Here is a 21,269-nt window from a genome sequence, read left to right as displayed (position 1 = left end):
GGCACCGGTCTCACCAGGGGTCTCGTCGGTCGCAGATACGTCGGTCACAGGTACCGAGGATGTCCGAACCCCGGGTGCCTGTACAGGTCGAAACCACTTGCGCCCGGCGCCGCACCTTCGCCGACAATGCCCCCATGACTTCGCCGTGGACCGTCACCCCTGAGCCGTTCGACTCCGCCGTCGCCGCGGAGCTGTGGCGCGCGTACTACACGGAGGTCAGCGACCGCTGGTACCTGCTGCACGAGGGGCGCACCACCGACCCCGACGAGCTGGAGCGCGAGGTCGCCGCCGACACGGGTGCCTATCTCGCGGCGCCGGGCGGGGTGTTGCTGGTCGCGCGGTACCGGGGCGAGCCCGCCGGGACCGCGGGCGTGCGGATGATCGACGCCTCGACCGGCGAGCTGAAGCGCGTCTTCGTACGGCCCGAAATGCGCGGGAAGGGCGGCGGCTCCGTGCTGCTCGCGCAGGTCGAGAGCGCCGCGCGGGATCTCGGCGCCGAGCGGGTCGTCCTCGACACCCGGGGCGACCTGGTGGAGGCCCGGATGCTGTACGCGCGCCACGGCTACCAGGAGACGTCCCCGCACAACGACGAGGAGTACGCCGAGCACTGGTTCACCAAGAAGCTCGCCTGAGGAGCGAAAGCCTGACGCACATGGGCAGGCAGCGTCAGGCGCCGGCCGCCAGTCCGTCGTGCGGGCGCTCCGCGTCGGACCCGCACAGCTCCGCGTTGAGCTCCTCCACGAGTTTCACCAGGTCCGTCGGCCGGTCCGGGGCCCACCAGTCGCCCAGCAGTTCGGCGAGCGACTCCTCGCGGGACGCGGACAGCCGGGCGGCGACCTCGCGGCCCTCGTCGGTGAGGACGAGGTCGACGCCCACGCGCGTGGCGAGGCGCCTCCCCTCCACCTGCCGGGTCGCCGCGATGATCACGGGCAGCGGTACGGCGCTGTGTTCGGCGAGTGCCGACGGCTCCGCCCACCCGTAGCGCTTGATGCGCAGCAGGAGCCAGCTCGAGGCGGGCAGCAGGTCGTAGCCGGCCCGTTCGGTGATCTTCTCGTAGATCTCGCGGCGCCCCTCCCGGGTACCGAGCACCGACAGGGCCCGGCACACTTCGTCGTGCGATGAGCGCTGTACGGGGTTGCTGGCCAGGGTCTCTGTCCCGTCCGGGGCGGTGACCGAGCCGCGCAGCTTGTCCTCGCGCAGGAACCAGGCCAGCACGAAGGCGACGAGGGCGACCGGGGCGGCGTAGAGGAAGACGTCCGTGATGGACGACGAGAAGGCGTGCAGGACCGGTCCGCGTACGGCGGGCGGCAGGCCCCCGATGCCTCTCGGGTCCGACTGGAGCGCGCTCACGTCGACGCCTGGAGGCAGGCTGCGGCCGGCGAGGGCATCCGTGAGTTTGTCGCCGAGTCGGCTCGCGAAGATCGTGCCGAAGATCGCGACGCCGAATGAGGCGCCGATGGAGCGGAAGAACGTCGCGCCGGAGGTGGCGACACCCAGGTCCTCGTACGAGACGGCGTTCTGCACGATCAGGACGAGTACCTGCATGACGAGTCCGAGACCCAGGCCGAAGACGAAGAAGTAGGCGCTCATCTCGCCGGTCGAGCTGTTCTCGTCGAGCTGGTGCAGGAGGAGCAGGCCGAGGGCGGTGACGCCGGTGCCGACGACGGGGAAGACCTTCCAGCGGCCGGTACGGCTGACGATCTGGCCGGACGCCGTCGAGGAGAGCAGCAGTCCGATGACCATCGGCAGCATGTGCACGCCCGACATCGTCGGCGAGACGCCCTGGACGACCTGGAGGAAGGTCGGCAGATACGTCATCGCGCCGAACATGGCGAAGCCGACGACGAAGCTGATCACCGCGGAGAGCGTGAACGTACGGATGCGGAACAGCTTCAGCGGCAGGACCGGCTCGGCGGCCCGTTGCTCCACCTGGACGAACACGACCGCGAGGCCGACGCCGAGTACCGCGAGGCCGATGATCTGCGCCGAGTCCCAGTCCCAGGTCGTCCCGCCGAGCGAGGCGACCAGGACCAGGCAGGTCGCCACGGAGGCGATCAGGAACGTGCCGAGGTAGTCGATCGTGTGCTTGGCGGAGCGTACGGGGATGTGGAGCGTGGTCGCGATGACGACGAGCGCGACGACGCCGATCGGCAGGTTGACGTAGAAGACCCAGCGCCAGCTGAGGTGTTCGGTGAACAGCCCGCCGAGCAGCGGGCCCAGCACGCTCGTCGCGCCGAAGACCGCGCCGAACAGACCCTGGTACCTGCCCCGGTCACGCGGCGGCACGATGTCGCCGACGATCGCCATGGACAGGACCATCAGGCCACCGCCGCCCACTCCCTGGAGTGCGCGGAAGCCGATCAGCTGCGGCATGTTCTGCGCCATGCCGCACAGCGCCGAGCTGATCAGGAAGATCACGATGGCGATCTGGAAGAGCTTCTTGCGGCCGTACTGGTCACCGAGCTTGCCCCACAGGGGCGTGGCGGCCGTCGACGCCAGCAGGTACGCGGTCACGACCCAGGACAGGTGTTCAAGGCCGCCGAGGTCGCTCACGATGGTCGGCAGCGCCGTCGAGACGATCGTCTGGTCGAGCGCCGCGAGGAGCATGCCGAGCAGCAGCGCACCGATCGAGACCATCACGCTGCGGGGCGCGTGGCCGCCGCCGATCGTGGATCCTGTGCGGTCAACGCCCGGGCCTGCCGTCAGGTCCGTACGGGGAAGGCCCCCGCTAGCGTCCTGGGTCATGGACACCTCCTGAGACACCACGCCGGACACGGCCGGCGGGGGCTCTGCCATCTACCAGAATGGTCGGTGCGTCCAGGTTTGGCCTGTTGAGGCCGGGGACTCAGGAGGGATACGGCGGCGCGGGCCCGGGAGGGGTGCGGGTTGGGCCCGGCGGACGGTGCGGCGCTAGGCTCGCCGATACAGGGCTGCGGGACTCGCCTCGCCTGTATATGGGGTGCGGGTCAGCCGATGTGCAGCAGGATCTCGCCGGCGGCGCCCGCCTCGACCCGTACCTGCGTCAGGTCGTCCACGACCACCGTGGGGCCGTGCGCGCCCGCGCGGGGGCCGACGCCGACGACGCGCATCCCGGCGGCTCGGCCGGCCGCGATCCCGGCCTCCGAGTCCTCGAAGACGACGCAGTCCGCGGGGTCGATGCCGAGCTCGGCGGCGCCCTTGAGGAACCCCTCGGGGTCGGGCTTGCTGGCGCCGACGCTCTCGGCGGTGATGCGCAGGTCGGGCTGGGTGAGGCCGGCGGCGGCCATGCGGCGGGTGGACAGGGCCACGTCGGCCGAGGTCACCAGGGCGTGCGCGAGGCCACCGTCACGCAGGGAGGCCATGAATGCGGCGGCGCCCGGCACGGGGACGACGCCGTCGATGTCGGCGGTCTCCTCGGCGAGCATGCGCGCGTTCTCGGCATAGTTCTCGGCCATGGGGCGGTCGGGCAGGAGGAGCGCCATGGACGCGTAGCCCTGGCGACCGTGGACGACCTTCATGACCTCGACGGCGTCGAGCCCGTGGAGGTCTGCCCAGCGCTGCCAGCAGCGTTCGACCACCGCGTCGGAGTTGACCAGCGTGCCGTCCATGTCGAGCAGAAGGGCGCGGGCGGACAGAACAGTGGTGGCCGTCATCGGCAGGGTCCTCCAGGCGTAGGAACAAGGTGACCCCGCCCACCGGTCAGGGTGAGTGGGCGGGAGCCACTTTGTTCCTCAACTGTACAAAACGGGGTGGCGACTACGCCAGCGGCCCTGGTCAGGGCCGGATCCACGGCTTACACCACCGCTTCGTAGAGGCTCCAGACGCCCATGCCCAGCATCAGGACCGCGGCGATCTTCGTGATGAGCGCCAGTGGCACCCGCTTCATCAGGGCCTTGCCGCCGACGATGCCGAGGCCCCCGACGGCCCACAGTGCGAGGACGGCGCCGAGGCCGACGGAGAGCGGGTCGTCGTAGCGGGCGGCGAGGTTCGCCGTCATGATCTGCGTCAGGTCACCGAACTCCGCGACCAGGATGAGCATGAAGCCCGCGCCGGAGACCTTCCAGAAGCTCTGGTCCTTGGGGTTGCGGACCTCTTCCTCCTCCTCGTCCTTCTTCATCAGGAGGACGGCCGCGCCACCGAGGAACAGCACACCGGTCAGGGCGTGCACGAGCTGCTGCGGCAGCAGGGTCAGGATGCTGCCCGCCGCGACGGCGAGCGCGACATGGACGGCGAAGGCGGCGGCGACACCGGCGAAGACGTACGAGGCGCGGTAGCGGGTGCCGAGGACGAGTCCGGCGAGCGCGGTCTTGTCGGGGAGTTCGGCGAGGAAGACGATGCCGAAGACGACCGCCATGACGCTGATGCTGATCAAGATTCCTCAATCGGTCGGGCTGCCCCGCCGAGAGTTCCGTAAGTCCTGTACGACACCTCGGCACGGCAGCGCTCAGGTGCGTACACGGGTGTGCACGCAGGTGAATCACTGCTTTGCCGAAGGTCTCGCTGGCCGGACCGGGTGTACGGGTCCTGCCTCCGGGCGCCGGCTCAGAACGAGCTGAGCAGTATGTCGACGGTCCGGCGAAGAGCTACTCCCCTTCTGCGCCGCCCATCGTACGCGAACTGCTGAGCGAATCGGCATGACCCGCGTCACGCCCGAACGCGCCACCCCGGTACCACCGGCCCGCACCCGAAGTCCCGCCCGCTCCACCAGAAGTCACGTCCGCCCTCTTGATGTGTACGCGTCGTTGACGCGACCCTGTCACTCGGCGCACATCTCCCGGAAACCCCGGAGCGCCAGCATGGCCGGGCCCGCTCGGCCAACTTCCCCCCACTTCAAGGGAGTTCACATGCGCATGTTCTACGCGCGTCGACGCGCCGCCGCACTCGGCGCCGTCACCGCCGTCGTCTCCGCCCTCACTCTGCTGAACGGCCCGGCCGCGCAGGCCTCTCCCCCCACCCCGGTCAGCGGGGCCACCGCCCGCACGTACCTCTCCGAGCTCACGGTCAAGGCCGAGGGCTCCTCCGACGGCTACAGCCGCGACCTCTTCCCGCACTGGATCACCCAGTCCGGCGCCTGCAACACCCGCGAGGTCGTCCTCAAGCGCGACGGCACGAACGTCACGCAGGACTCCAGCTGCGCGGCCACGTCCGGCAGTTGGTACTCGGAGTACGACGGCGCGACCTGGAGCGCGGCGGCCGACGTCGACATCGACCACATCGTCCCGCTCTCCGAGGCCTGGAAGTCCGGCGCCAACGCCTGGACGACCGCCCAGCGCCAGGGCTTCGCCAACGACCTCACGCGGCCCCAGCTCATCGCCGTCACCGACAACGTCAATCAGTCCAAGGGCGACCAGGACCCGGCCAAGTGGATGCCGTCGCGCGCCGCGTACAAGTGCACCTATGTCCGCATGTGGGTGCAGGTGAAGCACTACTACAACCTCACGGTGGACTCCGCCGAGAAGAGCGCGCTGACGTCGTACCTCAGCGGCTGCTGAACTCTCGTGCCGCGGATCTGAATTCCGGCCTGCCGGAACCTCCCCGCCGGCCTCCGTCGTTCCGTACCGTACGGGGCGACTGAGGAGGCTGATCACGTGGCACGGCTGCGACTTGGACCGCTGCTGAGATACGTGGACGAGTCGTCGGCGACCGTCTGGGTCGAGGCGAGCCGTCCGTGCACCGCCGAAGTGCGCTGCGCGGACGGCTCGTCAGGCCGTGCCCGCACGTTCCAGATCTGCGGCCACCACTACGCGCTGGTCCCGGTGACGGGCCTCACGCCGGGCAGCGCGACGGCCTACGAGGTGCTGCTCGACGGCGCCCCCGTCTGGCCGCTCGCCGACTCGCCCTTTCCGCCGAGCACGATCCGCACGCCCGCGTACGACGACGCGGCACGCCCCGTCCGTATCGCGTTCGGCTCGTGCCGGTGGGCCGCGCCGCCCGCCGACGAACACGATCCCGTCGGCCCCGACGCCCTGGGTACGCTGGCCACCGAGCTCGCCTCCGCACCTGATGCCGGGCGCCGCCCCGATGTACTGCTCCTGCTCGGCGACCAGGTCTACGCGGACGAGACCTCACCGGCCACCCGCCGCTATCTCGCCGCCCGCCGCGACCTGCGCGACGCCCCGGGCAACCAGGTCGCGGACTACGAGGAGTACACCCGGCTCTACTACGAGTCTTGGCTCGACCCCGATGTGCGCTGGCTGCTGTCCACGGTCCCCAGCTGCATGATCTTCGACGACCACGACGTCATGGACGACTGGAACACCAGCGCCTCCTGGCTCGCGGAGATACGGGCCACCCACTGGTGGAACGAGCGGATTCTCAGCGGCCTCATGTCGTACTGGGTCCATCAGCACCTGGGCAATCTGGCACCCGCCGAACTGGCCGCCGACACCGTGTACGCGGCGGTGCGCGCGGACCCCGACGGGACGGACGAGCTCAGGGAGTTCGCCGCCCGCGCCGACGCCGACGCGACCTCCGCCCGCTGGAGCTACCGGCGCGACTTCGGCCGCATACGGCTCCTGATGGTCGACACGCGGGCCGCCCGCGTCCTGGCCGAGACGGACCGGTCGATGCTCGACCCGTCGGAGGCGGCATGGCTGCGGGAGCAGGCGCTGGAGGGGACGGGGGCGTCACCGGACGGCACCTCGGGGGCGTACGACCACCTCCTGATCGGGACCTCGCTGCCCTGGCTGCTGCCGCATCTCGTGCACGACGCCGAGGGGTGGAACGCCGCGCTGTGCCGGGGTGAGCGCGGTGCGCGCTGGGCCCGGTTCGGCGAAAAGCTCCGCAGGCGGGCCGACTTGGAGCACTGGGCCGCGTTCCCCGCGTCGTTCGACGCGCTGACGGCGCTGATCGCCGAGGCGGGCGGCGGTGAGGGCGCACCGTCGACGGTGTGCGTACTCTCCGGCGACGTCCACCACGCATACGTAGCCGAACCCGCCTGGCCCGAGGGCGCAGCGGCCCCGGCCGCGCGCGTCCTCCAGCTGACCTGCTCGCCGGTGCACAACTCGATCCCCGGCTCGATAAAGGTCGGATTCCGCTTCGGCTGGAGCCGCTTCGGCCGCGCTCTCGGACGGCGCTTCGCCCGACACGGCCGCCTCGCCGCTCCCCCGGTCTCCTGGCGCAAGACGGGCGGACCCTGGTTCGGCAACCAGCTGATGACGCTGACCCTGCGCGGGCGCACGGCACGGCTACGCCTCCAGCAGGCGCAGGCGGCGCCGGGCGAAAAGGCCGGGCTGCGGGAGGCGGCGGACACCGTGCTGAGTGAATGACCGTACTGAGTGAATGTCGTGAATGACCGTGCGTGACCAGGGCTGTCGCCCACGGGGCCGCCGGGTGAAGATACGGCGCACACCCGGACTCCGCTCTTCCCTTGACAGGGCGACCCGGCATGATGAGCGGACGTTCCGCTTCCAGCAGCCCCACATGCCCCTGGAGTCCCTCTTTGTCCGCAGTGTGCTCGGCGCCGGCCGCAGCGATAGTCGGCGCGGGCCCGCGCGGCACCAGTGTCCTCGAACGACTCTGTGCCTCCGCCGGCGAGCTCCTGCCGCCCGGCGCCCGCCTCACCGTCCACGTCGTCGATCCGGCGCCGCCGGGAGCCGGCAGCGTCTGGCGGACCTCGCAGGCGCCCGAACTCCTGATGAACACCGTCGCCTCACAGGTCACGCTGTTCACCGACGACAGCGTGGACTGCTCGGGCCCGATACTCCGGGGGCCGAGCCTGCACGAGTGGGCCCAGCGCCAGGACCTCACCCTCGGCCCCGACGACTACCCGACCCGCGCCCTCTACGGCCGGTACCTGGAGTGGGTGTTCGCCGAAACCGTGGGCTGCGCGCCCGACGCGGTACGCGTCGAGGTCCATCGCGCGCGAGCCGTGCGCCTCGACGACGCGGACGACGGCCGCCAGACCCTCGTACTCGACAACGGGCGCGAACTGACCGGCCTGTCCGCCGTCGTCCTCGCCCAGGGCCATCTGCCCACCGCCGCGAGCCCCGCCCAGACGCGCCTCACCGAGTACGCGCGGCAGCACGGCCTGCGCCACATCCAGCCCGCGAACCCGGCCGACCTGGACCTCTCCCCCATCTCCCCGGGCGAACCCGTGCTGCTGAGGGGCCTCGGCCTCAACTTCTTCGACCACATGGCGCTGCTCACCGAGGGCCGCGGCGGACGCTACCGCCGCACATCCTCGGGGGAGTTGCGGTACAAGCCCTCGGGCCGCGAGCCGCGCCTGTACGCCGGTTCGCGCCGCGGCATCCCGTACCAGGCGCGCGGCGACAACGCCAAGGGCCCGTACGGGCGCCACGAACCCGCCGTTCTCACCCCCGAGGTCATAGCCCGCTTCCGCAAGCGCGCGGACTCGGGGGACGCGCCGGACTTCCTGGGCGAGATCTGGCCACTCGTCGCGAAGGAGGTGGAGACCGTCTATTACGAGACCCTGCTGCGCCGCGCGGGAGCGGGGGACGCCGGTTTCCGCGAAGGTTTCCTCGCCGCGCCGCACCAGAGCTCCGAAGAGGCCGACGTCCTGTACGAGTTCGGGATTCCGGAGGTTCTCCGCTGGTCCTGGGACCATGTCTCCCGGCCGCACGCGGAGCTCTCCTTCGGCTCGCCCGCCGCGTGGCGGACCTGGCTCCTGGCCCATCTGCGTGAGGACGCGGCGCACGCCGCGCTCGGCAACGCGGACGGTCCCGTGAAGGCCGCCCTGGACGTGCTGCGCGACCTGCGCAACGAACTGCGCCAGGCCGTCGACCACGGCGGGATCGGCGGCGCATCGCGCCGCGACCACCTCGACCGCTGGTACACCCCGCTCAACGCCTTCCTGTCGATCGGCCCGCCCCGGCGGCGCATCGAGGAGATGACCGCGCTCGTCGAGTCCGGCCTCCTGACCGTGGTCGGGCCGCGCCTGGACGTGCGGGCCGAGGACGGCGCGTTCGTCGCGCACTCGCCCGATGTGCCCGGATCATCCGTGAGAGCCACCACACTCGTCGAGGCGCGGCTGCCGGAGACGGACGTGTCGCGCACCGGCGACCAACTGCTCGCCGGGCTCCTGAAGACGGGCCACGCCCGGCCGCACACGCTCGACGGTTACGCGACGGGTGGGGTGGACGTAACACCGCGCCCGTACCGTCTGATCAACCGTCAAGGAAGGCCGCACGCAAGGCGGTTCGCGATCGGTGTGCCCACGGAGGGGGTGCACTGGGTGACCGCGGCGGGGGCCCGGCCGGGGGTCGATTCGGTGACCCTTTCGGACGCGGACGCGGTCGCGCGAGCGGCTCTGCGGACGGCTGCCGGGGAGCGCGCGGAACCCGGCGCGGAGCAGCACTCCTGGCCAAATGTTGAACTTGCAAGCGTTGATTAGGGTCCCCTAACCTTTGGCCTCCATCGGTTCGTCCCCAACCGACACAAGGAGTCCCCCATGACTGGACGTCTCAACAGCGCCCAGCCCTACGCCCTCGGCCTGTTCCGCATCATCGTGGGCCTGCTCTTCGCCTGCCACGGCGCCGCCTCGCTCTTCGGCGTCCTCGGCGGAGCGATGGGCGGCGGCACCGTCCCCGCCGGCACCTGGCCCGGCTGGTACGCGGCCGTCATCCAGCTCGTCGGCGGCGCCCTCGTCGCCCTCGGCCTCGGCACCCGCGCCGCGGCCTTCATAGCCTCCGGCTCGATGGCCTACGCATACTTCAAGGTCCACCAGCCGGAGGCCCTGTGGCCGCTCCAGAACGGCGGCGAACCGTCCGCAATGTTCTGCTGGGCCATGCTGCTCCTGGTCTTCACCGGCTCCGGCGCACTCGGCCTCGACCGGCTGTTCACCGCCCGCGGCGAGAGCGCGGAGCGCCCGGCCGCCTCGGCGTCCGCCGGGGAGCGGGAGCCCGCCGCGGCTTGATGGTGTGACTGCTTGAGGGGGGTGCCGGTGCGCGCCGCGTGCCGGTATCCCCTCCCCGCCGCTCACCTCCCCCGGTGAACCGGCACCTCGACCGTCACCGGCTCGACCGACACCCGTTCGAACGGCATCGTCTCGACCGGCGCTCGTTCGACCGGCACTCGTTCGACCGCCGCCGGTTCGAACGGCACCGTGAAGCACGCGATCCGGGCGCCCGCTCCGCCCGGCATCCCGTGCAGCACGACGGACCGCGCCTCGCCAGGCCTGAACTCCCAGCCCTGCCGCGCGGTCGCCGCCCCCGCACCGTGCGCGTCCGTGGTGAACCCCGTACCCACCCAGATGCACCGTCGCGCTGCCGGCCCTCCCCCTAGGCCGTCCCGCCGCCATCGGTCCCGCTGCCTGCCGCCCCGCTGCCTGCCCCCCGCTACCTGCCGCCCCGCTGCCTGCCGCGAGCACGGCCGCCGCCACTGCTCCCGCCACGATTCCTGCCACCATCGTCCGCTCCTCCAGCTTTCGGCCACCCGCTCCGGGCCGGCTCTCCCGCCCCGTCGTTCGTACGGGGTTACCGGGGCATAGCGCGCGCGACGCGGCACCCGGGTGAACCTGACCTCGAGAACACCTGAGCCCCTGGTGGCCCTCCAGCCACAACTGAGGCGTACGCTGTACAGCTGTCATCAGCCGCCCCTGCCGCTCCCCGCGACACCGCGGCGTCAGTCGCCGACCGGGGAATTCACGAACACGGATCACGGGGGGTCGCGGTGCTGGAGAGTGTGGGGTCGCTGACCGGCGGTCCGTGGATCTACGCGGTGGTGGCCCTCTCGGTACTGCTCGACGTGTTCCTCCCCGTCCTGCCGAGCGGTGTCCTGATCATCACCGCGGCCACCGCCGCGGCGGCCGGCACGGGGGCGGCGGCCGGACAGGTGACGCACGAGGTGCCGTCCATCCTGGCGCTGATCCTCTCGGCGGCCACAGCGTCGGTACTGGGTGACCTGGTCGCGTACCGCATCGCCTGGCGCGGCGGCGAACGCCTCGATCGCGCGATCGCCCGCTCCCGCCGCCTGACCAGCGCGCAGGAACGTCTCGGCGGGGCACTGGCGCGCTCCAGCGGCGGCATCCTCGTGGTCATCGCCCGCTTCGCCCCGGCGGGCCGCTCGATCGTCTCGTTCGCGGCGGGCACGGCTCATCGCCGGGTCCGCGAGTTCCTGCCGTGGTCCGCCCTCGCGGGCGTGGCCTGGGCGGGCTACAGCGTGGCCCTCGGCTACTTCGGCGGCCAGTGGCTCGGCGCGAGCTGGCTGGCCACGGGGGTGTCGCTGCTCGCGCTGTTCGCGGCGGGGGCGGGGGCGGCGTTCCTCATGCGGCGACCGACGGAACGGGCGAGCTGACCCACCCCAGGCCCACGCCGGGGCCCGGCCCGTCCCCTAAGCGGCGGACTCCGGGGCCAACTGGCGTCCCTGGCCACGGATTTCGAGCCCGTCGAGCAGCTCGGCGGTCGCCTGGGCGACGACGTCCACGGCCCGGTCGAACACCTCCTTGTTGTGCGCGGCGGGCGCCCGGAAGCCGGACACCTTGCGTACGTATTGCAGGGCTGCGGCCCGGACCTCCTCCTCGGTGGCCTCTTCGGGGAGGACGGGCGGGCGAAGGGTCTTGATGCTGCGGCACATGCCTCCAGTCTCGCGCGCTCCCCCACCCCCGCGCACGCCTTCGGAAAGAACGTACGTTCGAAACACACGTACGAATGAACACGCCCCTCATCGCTCGCCTCAAGAAATCGAACAGGCGTAGCATTGCCGCGTGGCAGCGACCTATGACTTCCCGAGTGACCTCCTGGCGGGCCAGGAGGAGCTGCACCAGGTCAGGGCGGAGCTCCTGACCCTCCTGAAGCGGCTTCCCTGGTCGGTGGACCCCCTCGACGGGTTCAGCGACGACCACGGCTGGCGCAAGCGCGAGCGCCCCGCATCCCCCGGCTGGACCCCGGACGAACAGGCCGAGGTCGAAAAGCTCCGTCAACGGGAGCGCGAGCTGGCGGTCTTCGTGACGTGCCACCGCTACTGGAAGGACGTATCGGGCCCGGACACGGTGGACGCCCGCATGCACCTCAAGCGGGCCCACGAGGCGGACATCCCCACCCTGGAGTAACCGAACTCCGGCCGCCCCCTCATGCGGGGCGACGCTCAAGCCTCATGCGGGGCGACGCTCAAGCGGCCTCACGCATGGCGGCGGCCCACTCGACCACGAGCGCCTCGTACTCCACCCGTTCCTCCGCGCTCAACCGCCCCCCGGCGCGCAGCCAAAGGGCACGTATCTGCTCGTTCACCTCGGCGGCAGGCCGCACGGTCGCGGGTTCGGAAGTCGTGGCCATAACGTGAAGCCTACGTCCACGCACGTGAAGGCCACGTGAAACCCCCTCGGAGTGACGGAAGTTACGGCGTCAAGCACACCGCCCGCCGACAACACACCCACTCCACACGGACATTCCATCCTCCTCTGGGCCCACATAACGGAAGACCCCTTCACGCCCCCTTCACATGTCGCATAATGCCCTTTCTGCATACACACCACCCCAGGGGGGACTACGACATGGGCACGCGCACGACCGTCGCCGCACTCGCCGGCACCGCACTTCTCGCACTCACGGGCTGCGGAGCCGCAACGGTCAGCGACAAACCGGCAGCACCTCAGACCACGCCCGGAACCCCCACCCCGGCCACCACCGCCACCCCGAGCAAGGCCACCGCCACCGAGACGGCAAGCCTGCCGAGCATGACCGGCAAGGGCCTCCAGTACGCCCAGGACCAGGCACAGGCCGCGGGCTTCTACGGACTCACATCCCACGACGCCCTCGGCCGAGGCCGCATGCAGGCGTTCGACCGCAACTGGAAGGTGTGCTCGCAGACCCCGGCGGCCGGGAAGCACGCCACGGACACCAAGATCGACTTCGCCACGGTCAAGCTGGAGGAGGAGTGCCCGTCGAAGGACGCGGGCACGCCGCAGCCGGCCGGGTCGACAATGCCCGACTTCCAGGGCAAGTCGGTAAAGGCAGCGCGCGAGGCCCTCGACAGCGGCTACAGCATCACGGTGAACGACGCGACCGGCCAGAACCGCATCGTGTTCATGGAGTCCAACTGGCAAATCTGCACCCAGAACCCGACGCCAGGCACCAAACTCGACGGCCGGCCGGTGAAGTTCAACGCCGTGAAGTTCAACGAGCCCTGCTGACACAGACCACTGACAAGACCGCGGCCGCTGGGGTGCGGAATCGTCGGGATATGGCCGTTCCTTCTCACCGCCCCCACTTCCTTGCTGGCGGCAGGGGTCGTCGGGGCGGATTGGGGTGTGGAGGCGCCCGTCTGGTATCTGGGCGTTGATGTCAGCCCTGGATGTCAAAGACCCCCGGCCGAAAACGGCCGGGGGTCTTCTCCCAGGTGGGCGCGGACGGTTTCGAACCGCCGACATCTGCCTTGTAAGGGCGGACGTGGCCGGTGGCGAGAGTGCTCAGGTCAATCCGGCTGTAGCGGCAGCCCAGGTGAACGGCGTATCTCGACTGCGCCGAGCCGTCATTGACCGTGGTTGACCGCACGATGTGGCACGGCTGTGGCACGCGGCCTTCTGATCCGTAGCTCTATGTGGATCGGTCATCGGCGGTCGTATCGGCCACGCATCGGTCCGGTGCGGCTGCCACCGCCAGATACTGGTCGTTGCGGTTGCTGTATTTCGCTGCTGTACAGCCGGAGCCCAACAAGCCTTGCCAAAAGACTCATCGTCCGGCTTCGATCGCAGCCATGACCAACGGCGCAACCGTCAGCCTCGCCGACGACCAGATTCTCAGCAACCAGATCCTCCGCGGCATCAAGATCCTGCGTGACCATCTGGGCTGCTCGCTCCATGAGGCTCTGGACGCCTTTGCCGCCCGGTACGAAGTGTTGAGGGTAGAGCGGCCAGAGGCCTTCGCGTGTGGTCATGACGAGTACTGGGCCGGCTTCTACTCGTGAGGCTCCATGCCCATCCCCGGCCTTCCGCAAGCGATCGCAACTCGGACTGTGGCAGGTGACCTCTTCGTCCCGAAGCAACTTGGTCGTGCGCTCCACCTTGGGTCGGTGTGTCTCTCACCTGCTGTGACGCTCCGCAGATTTGCGCGGCTGTTCGCTGCTATGCGTCGGCGTTGTCACGCACTTAGACACTCACCCGGGTTCGCTAGGAGGACTCGCCACTCTGTCCGTAGGCCATGGCTGCGCGGCACGCATCTAGATGTTCAGTGCAACCGAAGTACTCCTTGGGTCGCTTGAACAGCCCCGCTCTCTTGGTCACTCGGTAGCTAGGCAGTTCAGTGCAACCCTTCACGTCGCATGAGGGCCCACGGTCCGCGTCAGGGATTCGGTACCAGTCCATAGAGATCACATCGCGCGTTCTGATGCTGGCAGCACTCAGGTCAGCATCAGTGCCGTAGAGGATCCGTTGGGTGCGGATCATCTGGCCGTTGATGAGTTCGCGGTGCTGCTCCATGCGGGGACCCTACTGAAGACGGCTGCCCTCATGGGCCCACTCGGCGATAGGCAACCTGACCCAACCCGGTGGAGAGAAACACCCCAACTTGCCTGACGTCCATCCCTGGATGGAAACCCGTATGCGCCTGAGGCCCTGAACTGGGCGTTCGACCCCAGTCCGCCACAGCAGAGCCGTCACTGTTGGTCGCCATTGGTCGCCATTGGTCACCCTCGGGCAACCTCGCACGGCCCAGGGACGGCCCGGGAACGATCTCACTGACGCCCGATGGGAACCTCGTAGACGATCTCGCACAGGGCAGCGGGCACGACGATGTCGGCCGTCTCGACGGGCCGCCCTTGATCGCTGTAGTACGTGCGCCGGATGTGCGTCACGAGGGCGGACTTCTGAATGCCGAGGAGTGACGCCTCCTCGGCGCTCGCCTGGCGCGGCTCCGGCTGCTCGACGGCGTGGCTGACGGTGACGCCGATCGCCGCCATCCGATTCACGACTCCCGCCCCCGCATGTGGCCCACCTTCGGGGAGAACGACGAGCGTCCCGGCGGTGAGGTCGTACGGCTCCCAACTCGTGGACAGTTGCACGGGCCTGCCGTCGGCCAGGAACTCGTAAACAGTACGGACGCACAGATCACCCTCAGAGACGCCAAGTCGCCCCGCGATCTCGGCGGGCGCCGGCACCTTGGCTTCGGTACGACTCTCCCAGTCGCCCTGCTTGCCAGCGGCCCTCATGTCCGCGCGGAACGGGGAGCCGTCGGGCTGCTCACGCGCTGAAGATCGGACGACACGCACGCGCTGACGTAGTGCGGCGACATACGTTCCGGATCCCGCACGGCCTTCCAGTACTCCCTGGGAGATCAGCAACTCCTGGGCCCGGCGGATCACGTTCTCACCGACGCCGCACTCTTCGGCGATCTGGGCGCGGGAGGGAAGCCGGTCCCCCGGCGCCCATTCCTGGTCCGCGATCCGACGTCGGAGCACGTCAGCGATGCGGAGGTACGGCGGCTGCTCAGACATATGGAAAATCTAGTCCACTAGCTCTAATCTAGTTAACTAGCTTTACCGAGAGTGATTGACGAGTGACGGGGGCGGAGCTGTGTCTGCTGCTTCGGGTGCAGGCGCCGAAAACATCGCCGCCCGACTGACCGCGCTCGGACTTACTCCCCGCGTGACAGAGCACGCCCGTCACCTGGTGATCGAAGCGGAGGTACCGGATTCGCTCCCCGCCGAGAAGTGGCGGGTGGCCCTGGAAGCAATGGCGGAGGCCGACCGATTCGGGCTCCTGGCCAACAGCCTCAACGGCCGCACGTTATGGGCCGCCGTACATACAGAGACCCCCGCGACGGGTGAGGTCCGGGGGCCTGGCAGTCAGCGATAGGAGCTGATCAGCGTGTTCAACCGTAGCTGCAGTACCGGTTACCGCACCGGTGCCTGGCCCATCCCGCCTATGGCCTTCGCACCGGCAGCGACCGTCTGATGCCGCCCGGCTGGCCCTCTGGCATCACGCACGAAGCGACCGTTCCCTACAGGTCGCCAGCGTGCTGGATCGGCACCCACGGTGCGTGTACGCAATCCTCACCGACCGCCCCGGCGATCGACTCACCTCTGATCTATGAGACGTGCAGTTGTGCTTGCCATTCGAGGATCGACGGGGGCAGCGCGAAGGAGGTGACCCGGTGAGGGCGTGGGCACCGAGGGGCGTGATGCCTGCTCCTGTCGAGATCACCGTGGCCACCGTCCGACGCGGTGACGTCATCGAGATCGGCAGCACCCCGCACCGCGTAGCCGATCTGGTTCAACTCCCCGGAGGAGCTAAGCAACTCCGGTTCGAGTCTGGGGAGCTCCTGACCATGCACTCGCGGAGTCGGCTGATCGCCCTCCGAGTACTGAGAAGGCGGTGACTGACACCGTGCCCTCCCGTCGCCAAGTCATCGCCGACGACATGCGAAGTCAGATCACGACCGGCCAACTCAAAGCAGGCGAACGCCTCCCGTCCGAGACAAGACTCGCCTCCCGGTACGGGGTGAGTACGTCGACGCTGCGGAACGCTCTGGCACTCCTCCAGAGCGAAGGCCTCATCGAGAAGACCCACGGCAAGGGGAACTTCGTCGCCCTCACGTCCCGCCGTCTCACGTACGTCGGCGGTGGTCGAAAACCCCTTGAGGCCAGCCCAATCGACTCGGGGCTTCGGGTCACCGTCCACGCCACCCACCTCCAGGCGCAAGGACATCTGATCCCTCTTCTGCGGGTGCCGGCCAACACCGAACTCACTCAGTTCCTCTGCGTCCGCAACGAGGGGACCTCCCCACACAGCCTTGCCCGGATCTACGTGCCGCGCGATCTGCAGGAGAAGAACCTGCCCTGCGAGCCGCCTTCGTGCGCGAACTTCGAGGCGAGACTGGCGGGTCCCTGCCCACCACTGGCAGAGATCCGAGAACGCCTGACAGCACGCCTGCCGACGCCCGAGGAAGTGGAAATCCTTCAGATCAGTTCCACCCTCGCCGTCCTCGACATCACTCGCGTAGCGATCGACGGAACGGGTCGCGTGGTCGAGGCAGCGCTCCTGGTCCTCCCCAGCCACCGCACAGACGCGTACTTCATCACCCACCCCGTGCCCGTAGAGAGGAAGAGGGAACGATGATGTCACCGAACGAACTGCGACTCCTCCCCTGGTCGGACCCTGAGGGCAGGGCCTGCTACTTGAGCACTGACGACGCCAATGGCTACTTGTCCCGTCTGGCCGACAACACCGAAGCCATCCAGCTGGGGATGGCTGCCGAACTTCTGGAGCAGGCATCAGACTTACTCGCCGCGGAGAAGGTGGCATCGGGCGACTTGCGCGCCGTGGCGACGGACCTCGCGGGAGCTCTGAGGACAACTCTCAGAGTTGCTGCAAGCCGGGGCCAGCGCTTGTCGCAGCCGGACACCGGAGACCCAGAGCGAGGCGATGAAGGCCCCCGGCTGCCGGCATCGGCATTCGTCTAGCCAACCCACGCACGGACGACGGAGAGCATCGGGAGCAGCCCGGGCTCTCCGTCAACTGCTGTCTTGCCCCACCGGTCGACGAAGAGGCCGCCGACCAGGTGCTTAGACGGCGCTTGGCGTGTTTGCCTGGGACCCGTCCCTGACCTGGGCAGTTACGTCTTCCTTCGGCCGCATGTCTCCTGCAGTCGACACGGCCAATGGGTGGCCTGTGGGCCTCAGATTTACGGCCGGGTCGTGGGGGAGCAAGAGTTTCACAGCAATCGGTCTGCCAAGCGTCTCGTCGAAGGCCCGCCAGACCTCCCCCATCGCGCCCCGCCCGATGGTGTCTCGCAGCCGGTATCGGGCCCGCCATCAGCACTTGTTCTTCATCCTCATGCCCAGAGACGTCTTGATCGCCGCAAGCCATGACTCACCGTGGGCGCGGATCAAGGTGTGGGGTGCCGCAGCGGCCCCAGCGTGCCGGCCCTGCAACCTCGTCTTTCCGGGCGGCGCAGAGCCCAGCTGCTACGGGCAGCCCTGCCGGGGATGAGGATGCGCACATGGTTAGCGGACGAGTCGTGATGGCTTTGAGCCGCTCTATTCACAAGAGAGCTGGATTGGTGACCGTCTCTCGCCACCAGTGACATTCCAGGGGCACAGCGCGCTGGAAGGAGTGACCCGATCATGAGGGTCGAGGCGCTCGCTCTCCTGGGGAGGTACGCGGGCGCCGACCGCAGGAGCGGGCTGGTTCCCCCCGTGCTGGCCCGCTCCTGCGCGCATACGGCAGCCCGGGCGTCCACGTGGCAGTGGCACCCGGGCTGCCGTCATCGGCGAATCCCTCAAAGGCCATCGGGTGGCACCGGCGGCCAGAATGGCCCTCTCGCACGCGTCCACGACAGCCTGCCCGGCATTCACGCCGGCGACAAGCGACTGTCAGTTCTACATCCGGAGCATCATCGCGCTCGGGCATTCTTGGGTGCGCCGGGCGCGCAGAAAGTGGATGAGGCCATCAGAAGAAGCGCATGCTGTCATGCGGAGCGCCTATGCCGTTCGCCGCGAGACGCGGGTGTAGGTGCTGGCTCCGCACTCGGTGTCACTTGGCACCCCGGAGTTCTGAAATCCGGGTTCTCATGGCCCAATAACCAACGCCTTGGACTCATGGGACCCAAAGCGAGCACACCCAGATGATTACCTCATGCCGGGCTTTTCACCCAATCAATGAGCCGAGCCCACCAGCCGCCCCTCGATCGGCCCGGCGGGCCCCCTGTGTACCCAGGAGTGTGCGTGCGTCGCGACGGCCCGCCCTGTCGGGCTGGCATCGATTCCGATCGAGTCGTCACCTCCGCTGGGCGTGCACCCTTGCGTTCCGCAGGGGGCTCACACATGCACCGCTGAGCCGTTGGCACACCCATGAGCACTTGGTCCACATGCCTCCCGCACCCCTCATAGGTCAACTTTCGGCACGTCCGACAGGCAGCACGTTGACACATGACTACTCTCCCTTAGCTCTTCGTTTGATATCCACGATATTCACGCGATCACCACAAGGAACTCCAGGATTTACACTCCCCTCCATAAACAGCTGGCTTGCACCGGTGTGGGCCGCGATCGCGAAGTCGAATCACGATCCAAATAGTCTCGCTAACGGGCCCAAATGTCCGGATATGAGAGGCAAGAACCGCATATCCGTCGCGGAGAATATCTCGCTAAGTAGTGCCAAGTGATCCGTTTAGGAAAATTCCCTGAGTTGCTCGGGACGCCGAAACAATGGTTGCATCGCGCGCGGTCGATGAATGGAGGCATAGCGCCCTATTGTCACTGCCCGTCACCGCATTGCTTTTCAGACCGTCGACCGTGCCCAGCGAGGGCAGCAATCGAGAACGGCAACCGCTCTCCCCGAACGGGTGGTGCGCCGGTCAGGAGGGAGCAACGTGAGTTGCTCGCACGCCGCAGGATGCCCCCTTTTCCCCCTACTTAGGGCGAGCTTGCAAGGTTGGCGCGACCACTACTGCGACAGCGCGGATCGATGGCTCGGCTGTGCGCGCTACCAGATGTCACTCACCGGCGAGCGCGTACCGATCAGCCTGCTGCCCAACGGAGCCCGCGCGCGGCACCTCGAAGCCCCGGCCGAGGTGGACCGATCCGGCGCCACCAGCCCGATCGCGGTCCCCCAACAGCCCCCGCCGCCACGGCCCGCTCCGGGGTCACCGGAGACCGCGTCCTGGCCCCAGCCACATGAGCAGTCAGGACCTGGAACCGCAACACCGGAAGCCATGGCCCAGTTCGGGGCAACACCTCCGCCAGCAGCTGTCTGGCATCACCAACCGTCACCGCCCTCACAGGTTGCCCGACCTTCGGACAACCTCGCTCAACACACGCGGCAAGCGCCCAGCTCGAAGCGCGGCTGGTGGGCTCGATTCGCCGATTGGATGAGAGGACCCGCATGAGTACCTACTGGCCCTGGTGGGCGGGCGCTATCGGACTCGCTCTGGTCACCATCAACCACACCCTCATCACCGATCGGTCTCTCGGGGTGTCGGCCGCATGGGATCGCGTATTGCACTGGCGTCGCGAACGCCAGCTCGAACGGATGGACGAGGAGTTCACCGACGATCAAGCTCTCGCTGAGGCACTTGCCGCAGCTACAGCGGAGCACTTCGGCACCGGCACCGGCGCGTCTACCGTGCCGCAGGATCCGTACGGGAAGTCGCAGCCGCTCGAAGCCGATGCCGAATCGGCAGGGAGTGAGCGCCCGCCAGCCACGAGCCTGCGCCCGGCCCCGCTGGTCACTCAGGCTGCCCTGCTGATGTCGATCTTCCTCGGTGGATTCATCGCCGCGGTCACCTCCGGGCGGTTCCACCTCCGCTACGACATGGGCCCGGCTTTTCGGCACCTGGTCACCGCCGATTCGATCACCATGATCGCCGTGCTGTTCGTGGGAGGTGTGCTGGTCGGCTTCGGCACTCGGCTGGCCGGTGGGTGCAGCTCCGGCCACGGACTCAGCGGCTGCGGTCGGCTACGCCCGGTCAGCATTGTCGCGACTGCCGTGTTCTTCGGCACCGCCGTCGCGGTGTCGTTCCTCCTGTGGAAGGTGATCTGATGCGCACCCGGGGCGCGATTCTGCTGGCCAGCATCATCACCGGACTGGCCCTCGGTTATACCGTCACCAACATCGGCTTCGGTGACTACGCTGAGCTGAACCGCATGTTCACCTTCCAGGACCTGCGCATGTTCCTCTCGTTCGCGGGTGCTGTGGTGATCATCGTGTGCGCGTTCGCTCTGCTGCGGGTCCGCCGCACCCCAGGGCGCATCCACGTCGGCGTGATCCCCGGCGCGGTGTTGTTCGGTACAGGCTGGGCGATCTCAGGTGGGTGCCCTGCAATCCCGATCATCCAGGTCGCCAGCGGATACCTGCCTGCCCTGGTCACGATCGTCGGCGTCATCGTCGGTATCCGGCTGTGCCGCTGGGCCAACGCCCGATACTTCCATCTCGACCGCGGCTCCTGCGGGCTGTAACCAAGCACGCTCACCGACTCGAGCCATGAAGGTTGGGGCTCTCGCTTTGACGATCTCCCCGACGGCCTGCGCCAGCCCATGCACACCAGGGACTGGGCAGCGCGGAGCCCGGCTGCTAGCCAGCCCTGGGCATGCCGTGACGAGCGGTTCCGGACACCGCTTCGGTGTCCGGAACCAACGGGTCAGAACATGTGCCGCGCGCATCAGCACGCTTCCCCCTTCGGGTGGCCTCCTCCACGGCGCGGGGTACCTGCGGCAGGATTCGAACCTGCGACACCCGCTTTAGGAGTTCGATCCGAGCCTGCTCGGGCGGTTGTCGTCGACTGGTGCGACGGCCGGACAGGGGTGCTGGTGTACGCCTCCGTCCGGCGTCGTTGATGTCAGCCGTGGATGTCAGAAGACTTCAGATCCGTAGCTCTATGGGGATCGCCCATCGAGGGTCA

Annotated in this window: 20 protein-coding genes; 13 read left to right on the top strand and 7 right to left on the bottom strand. The window is 68.7% G+C overall.

The window, feature by feature from the left end:
* Positions 1-134 precede the first annotated feature (134 nt).
* Positions 135-632, top strand: a complete 498-nt coding sequence (locus OHA58_RS25185) for a GNAT family N-acetyltransferase (RefSeq protein ID WP_405481546.1) — start codon at positions 135-137, stop codon at positions 630-632.
* A gap of 34 nt (positions 633-666) precedes the next feature.
* Here the strand turns inward: OHA58_RS25185 and OHA58_RS25180 are convergent, their stop codons facing one another.
* From OHA58_RS25180 to OHA58_RS25170, 3 genes are all read right to left on the bottom strand, one after another.
* On the bottom strand, positions 667-2,745 hold the full coding sequence (locus tag OHA58_RS25180) for a DHA2 family efflux MFS transporter permease subunit (RefSeq protein ID WP_405481544.1): 2,079 nt from the start codon (positions 2,743-2,745) through the stop codon (positions 667-669).
* Positions 2,746-2,966: 221 nt separating this feature from the next.
* The gene (locus tag OHA58_RS25175) at positions 2,967-3,638 is read right to left on the bottom strand and encodes an HAD-IA family hydrolase (protein ID WP_405485161.1); all 672 of its coding nucleotides are present in this window, start codon (positions 3,636-3,638) and stop codon (positions 2,967-2,969) included.
* A gap of 134 nt (positions 3,639-3,772) precedes the next feature.
* Positions 3,773-4,351, bottom strand: coding sequence for a TMEM165/GDT1 family protein (locus OHA58_RS25170; protein WP_405481543.1), 579 nt, complete (start codon positions 4,349-4,351; stop codon positions 3,773-3,775).
* A 472-nt stretch (positions 4,352-4,823) separates the two neighbouring features.
* Between OHA58_RS25170 and OHA58_RS25165 the strand changes: the two genes are divergently transcribed.
* The 4 genes from OHA58_RS25165 (at position 4,824) to OHA58_RS25150 (ending at position 9,853) form a co-directional block, all read left to right on the top strand.
* Positions 4,824-5,471, top strand: a complete 648-nt coding sequence (locus OHA58_RS25165) for an HNH endonuclease family protein (protein WP_405481542.1) — start codon at positions 4,824-4,826, stop codon at positions 5,469-5,471.
* 96 nt (positions 5,472-5,567) lie between these two features.
* Complete coding sequence (locus OHA58_RS25160; protein ID WP_405481541.1) at positions 5,568-7,247, top strand: alkaline phosphatase D family protein; 1,680 nt, start codon at positions 5,568-5,570, stop codon at positions 7,245-7,247.
* A gap of 122 nt (positions 7,248-7,369) precedes the next feature.
* Positions 7,370-9,331 carry an FAD/NAD(P)-binding protein gene (locus OHA58_RS25155; protein WP_405485159.1) on the top strand — a complete coding sequence of 654 codons (1,962 nt, stop codon included), beginning with the start codon at positions 7,370-7,372 and terminating at the stop codon, positions 9,329-9,331.
* Positions 9,332-9,388: 57 nt separating this feature from the next.
* Positions 9,389-9,853 (top strand): DoxX family protein, encoded by a 465-nt coding sequence (locus OHA58_RS25150; RefSeq protein WP_405481540.1) that lies wholly within the window; start codon positions 9,389-9,391, stop codon positions 9,851-9,853.
* Positions 9,854-9,915: 62 nt separating this feature from the next.
* Here OHA58_RS25150 and OHA58_RS25145 read toward each other — a convergent pair whose 3' ends face one another.
* A complete protein-coding gene (locus OHA58_RS25145; RefSeq protein WP_405481538.1) occupies positions 9,916-10,185 on the bottom strand; it encodes a hypothetical protein in 270 nt (89 codons plus the stop codon).
* Between the two features lie 423 nt (positions 10,186-10,608).
* Between OHA58_RS25145 and OHA58_RS25140 the strand changes: the two genes are divergently transcribed.
* Complete coding sequence (locus OHA58_RS25140) at positions 10,609-11,232, top strand: DedA family protein (RefSeq protein WP_405481537.1); 624 nt, start codon at positions 10,609-10,611, stop codon at positions 11,230-11,232.
* Positions 11,233-11,268: 36 nt separating this feature from the next.
* On the opposite strand, the gene OHA58_RS25135 is transcribed toward OHA58_RS25140, so the two are convergent.
* Positions 11,269-11,511, bottom strand: coding sequence for a DUF2277 domain-containing protein (locus tag OHA58_RS25135; protein WP_405481535.1), 243 nt, complete (start codon positions 11,509-11,511; stop codon positions 11,269-11,271).
* A gap of 130 nt (positions 11,512-11,641) precedes the next feature.
* Here OHA58_RS25135 and OHA58_RS25130 point away from each other — a divergent pair, with 130 nt between their 5' ends.
* A complete protein-coding gene (locus tag OHA58_RS25130) occupies positions 11,642-11,986 on the top strand; it encodes a hypothetical protein (protein WP_405481534.1) in 345 nt (114 codons plus the stop codon).
* Between the two features lie 58 nt (positions 11,987-12,044).
* Here OHA58_RS25130 and OHA58_RS25125 read toward each other — a convergent pair whose 3' ends face one another.
* On the bottom strand, positions 12,045-12,209 hold the full coding sequence (locus OHA58_RS25125; protein ID WP_165914432.1) for a hypothetical protein: 165 nt from the start codon (positions 12,207-12,209) through the stop codon (positions 12,045-12,047).
* 218 nt (positions 12,210-12,427) lie between these two features.
* Here OHA58_RS25125 and OHA58_RS25120 point away from each other — a divergent pair, with 218 nt between their 5' ends.
* Both OHA58_RS25120 and OHA58_RS25115 read left to right on the top strand, forming a co-directional pair.
* Positions 12,428-13,066, top strand: coding sequence for a PASTA domain-containing protein (locus OHA58_RS25120; protein WP_405481532.1), 639 nt, complete (start codon positions 12,428-12,430; stop codon positions 13,064-13,066).
* A 563-nt stretch (positions 13,067-13,629) separates the two neighbouring features.
* Positions 13,630-13,839 carry a hypothetical protein gene (locus tag OHA58_RS25115; RefSeq protein ID WP_405481530.1) on the top strand — a complete coding sequence of 70 codons (210 nt, stop codon included), beginning with the start codon at positions 13,630-13,632 and terminating at the stop codon, positions 13,837-13,839.
* Between the two features lie 765 nt (positions 13,840-14,604).
* Here the strand turns inward: OHA58_RS25115 and OHA58_RS25110 are convergent.
* Positions 14,605-15,363 (bottom strand): GntR family transcriptional regulator, encoded by a 759-nt coding sequence (locus OHA58_RS25110; RefSeq protein WP_405481529.1) that lies wholly within the window; start codon positions 15,361-15,363, stop codon positions 14,605-14,607.
* Positions 15,364-15,442: 79 nt separating this feature from the next.
* Here OHA58_RS25110 and OHA58_RS25105 point away from each other — a divergent pair, with 79 nt between their 5' ends.
* The 4 genes from OHA58_RS25105 to OHA58_RS25090 all read left to right on the top strand — a co-directional run bounded on the left by OHA58_RS25105 (position 15,443) and on the right by OHA58_RS25090 (position 20,826).
* Entirely contained in the window at positions 15,443-15,724 is a 282-nt protein-coding gene (locus OHA58_RS25105) for a hypothetical protein (protein ID WP_405481527.1), read from the top strand.
* Positions 15,725-16,243: 519 nt separating this feature from the next.
* Positions 16,244-16,987 (top strand): GntR family transcriptional regulator, encoded by a 744-nt coding sequence (locus OHA58_RS25100; protein WP_405481526.1) that lies wholly within the window; start codon positions 16,244-16,246, stop codon positions 16,985-16,987.
* Positions 16,988-19,753: 2,766 nt separating this feature from the next.
* Positions 19,754-20,410 (top strand): YeeE/YedE thiosulfate transporter family protein, encoded by a 657-nt coding sequence (locus OHA58_RS25095; RefSeq protein ID WP_405481524.1) that lies wholly within the window; start codon positions 19,754-19,756, stop codon positions 20,408-20,410.
* Positions 20,410-20,826 (top strand): YeeE/YedE thiosulfate transporter family protein, encoded by a 417-nt coding sequence (locus tag OHA58_RS25090; RefSeq protein WP_405481522.1) that lies wholly within the window; start codon positions 20,410-20,412, stop codon positions 20,824-20,826. The genes OHA58_RS25095 and OHA58_RS25090 overlap by 1 nt, the downstream gene beginning before the upstream one ends.
* The last annotated feature ends 443 nt before the right edge of the window (positions 20,827-21,269 follow it).

Source organism: Streptomyces sp. NBC_00009 (assembly GCF_045040855.1).
GTDB classification, from domain to species: Bacteria; Actinomycetota; Actinomycetes; order Streptomycetales; family Streptomycetaceae; genus Streptomyces; species Streptomyces aureus.
The sequence above is the reverse complement of the archived record's forward strand: the minus strand, read 5'-3'. Positions and strand labels throughout refer to the sequence as shown.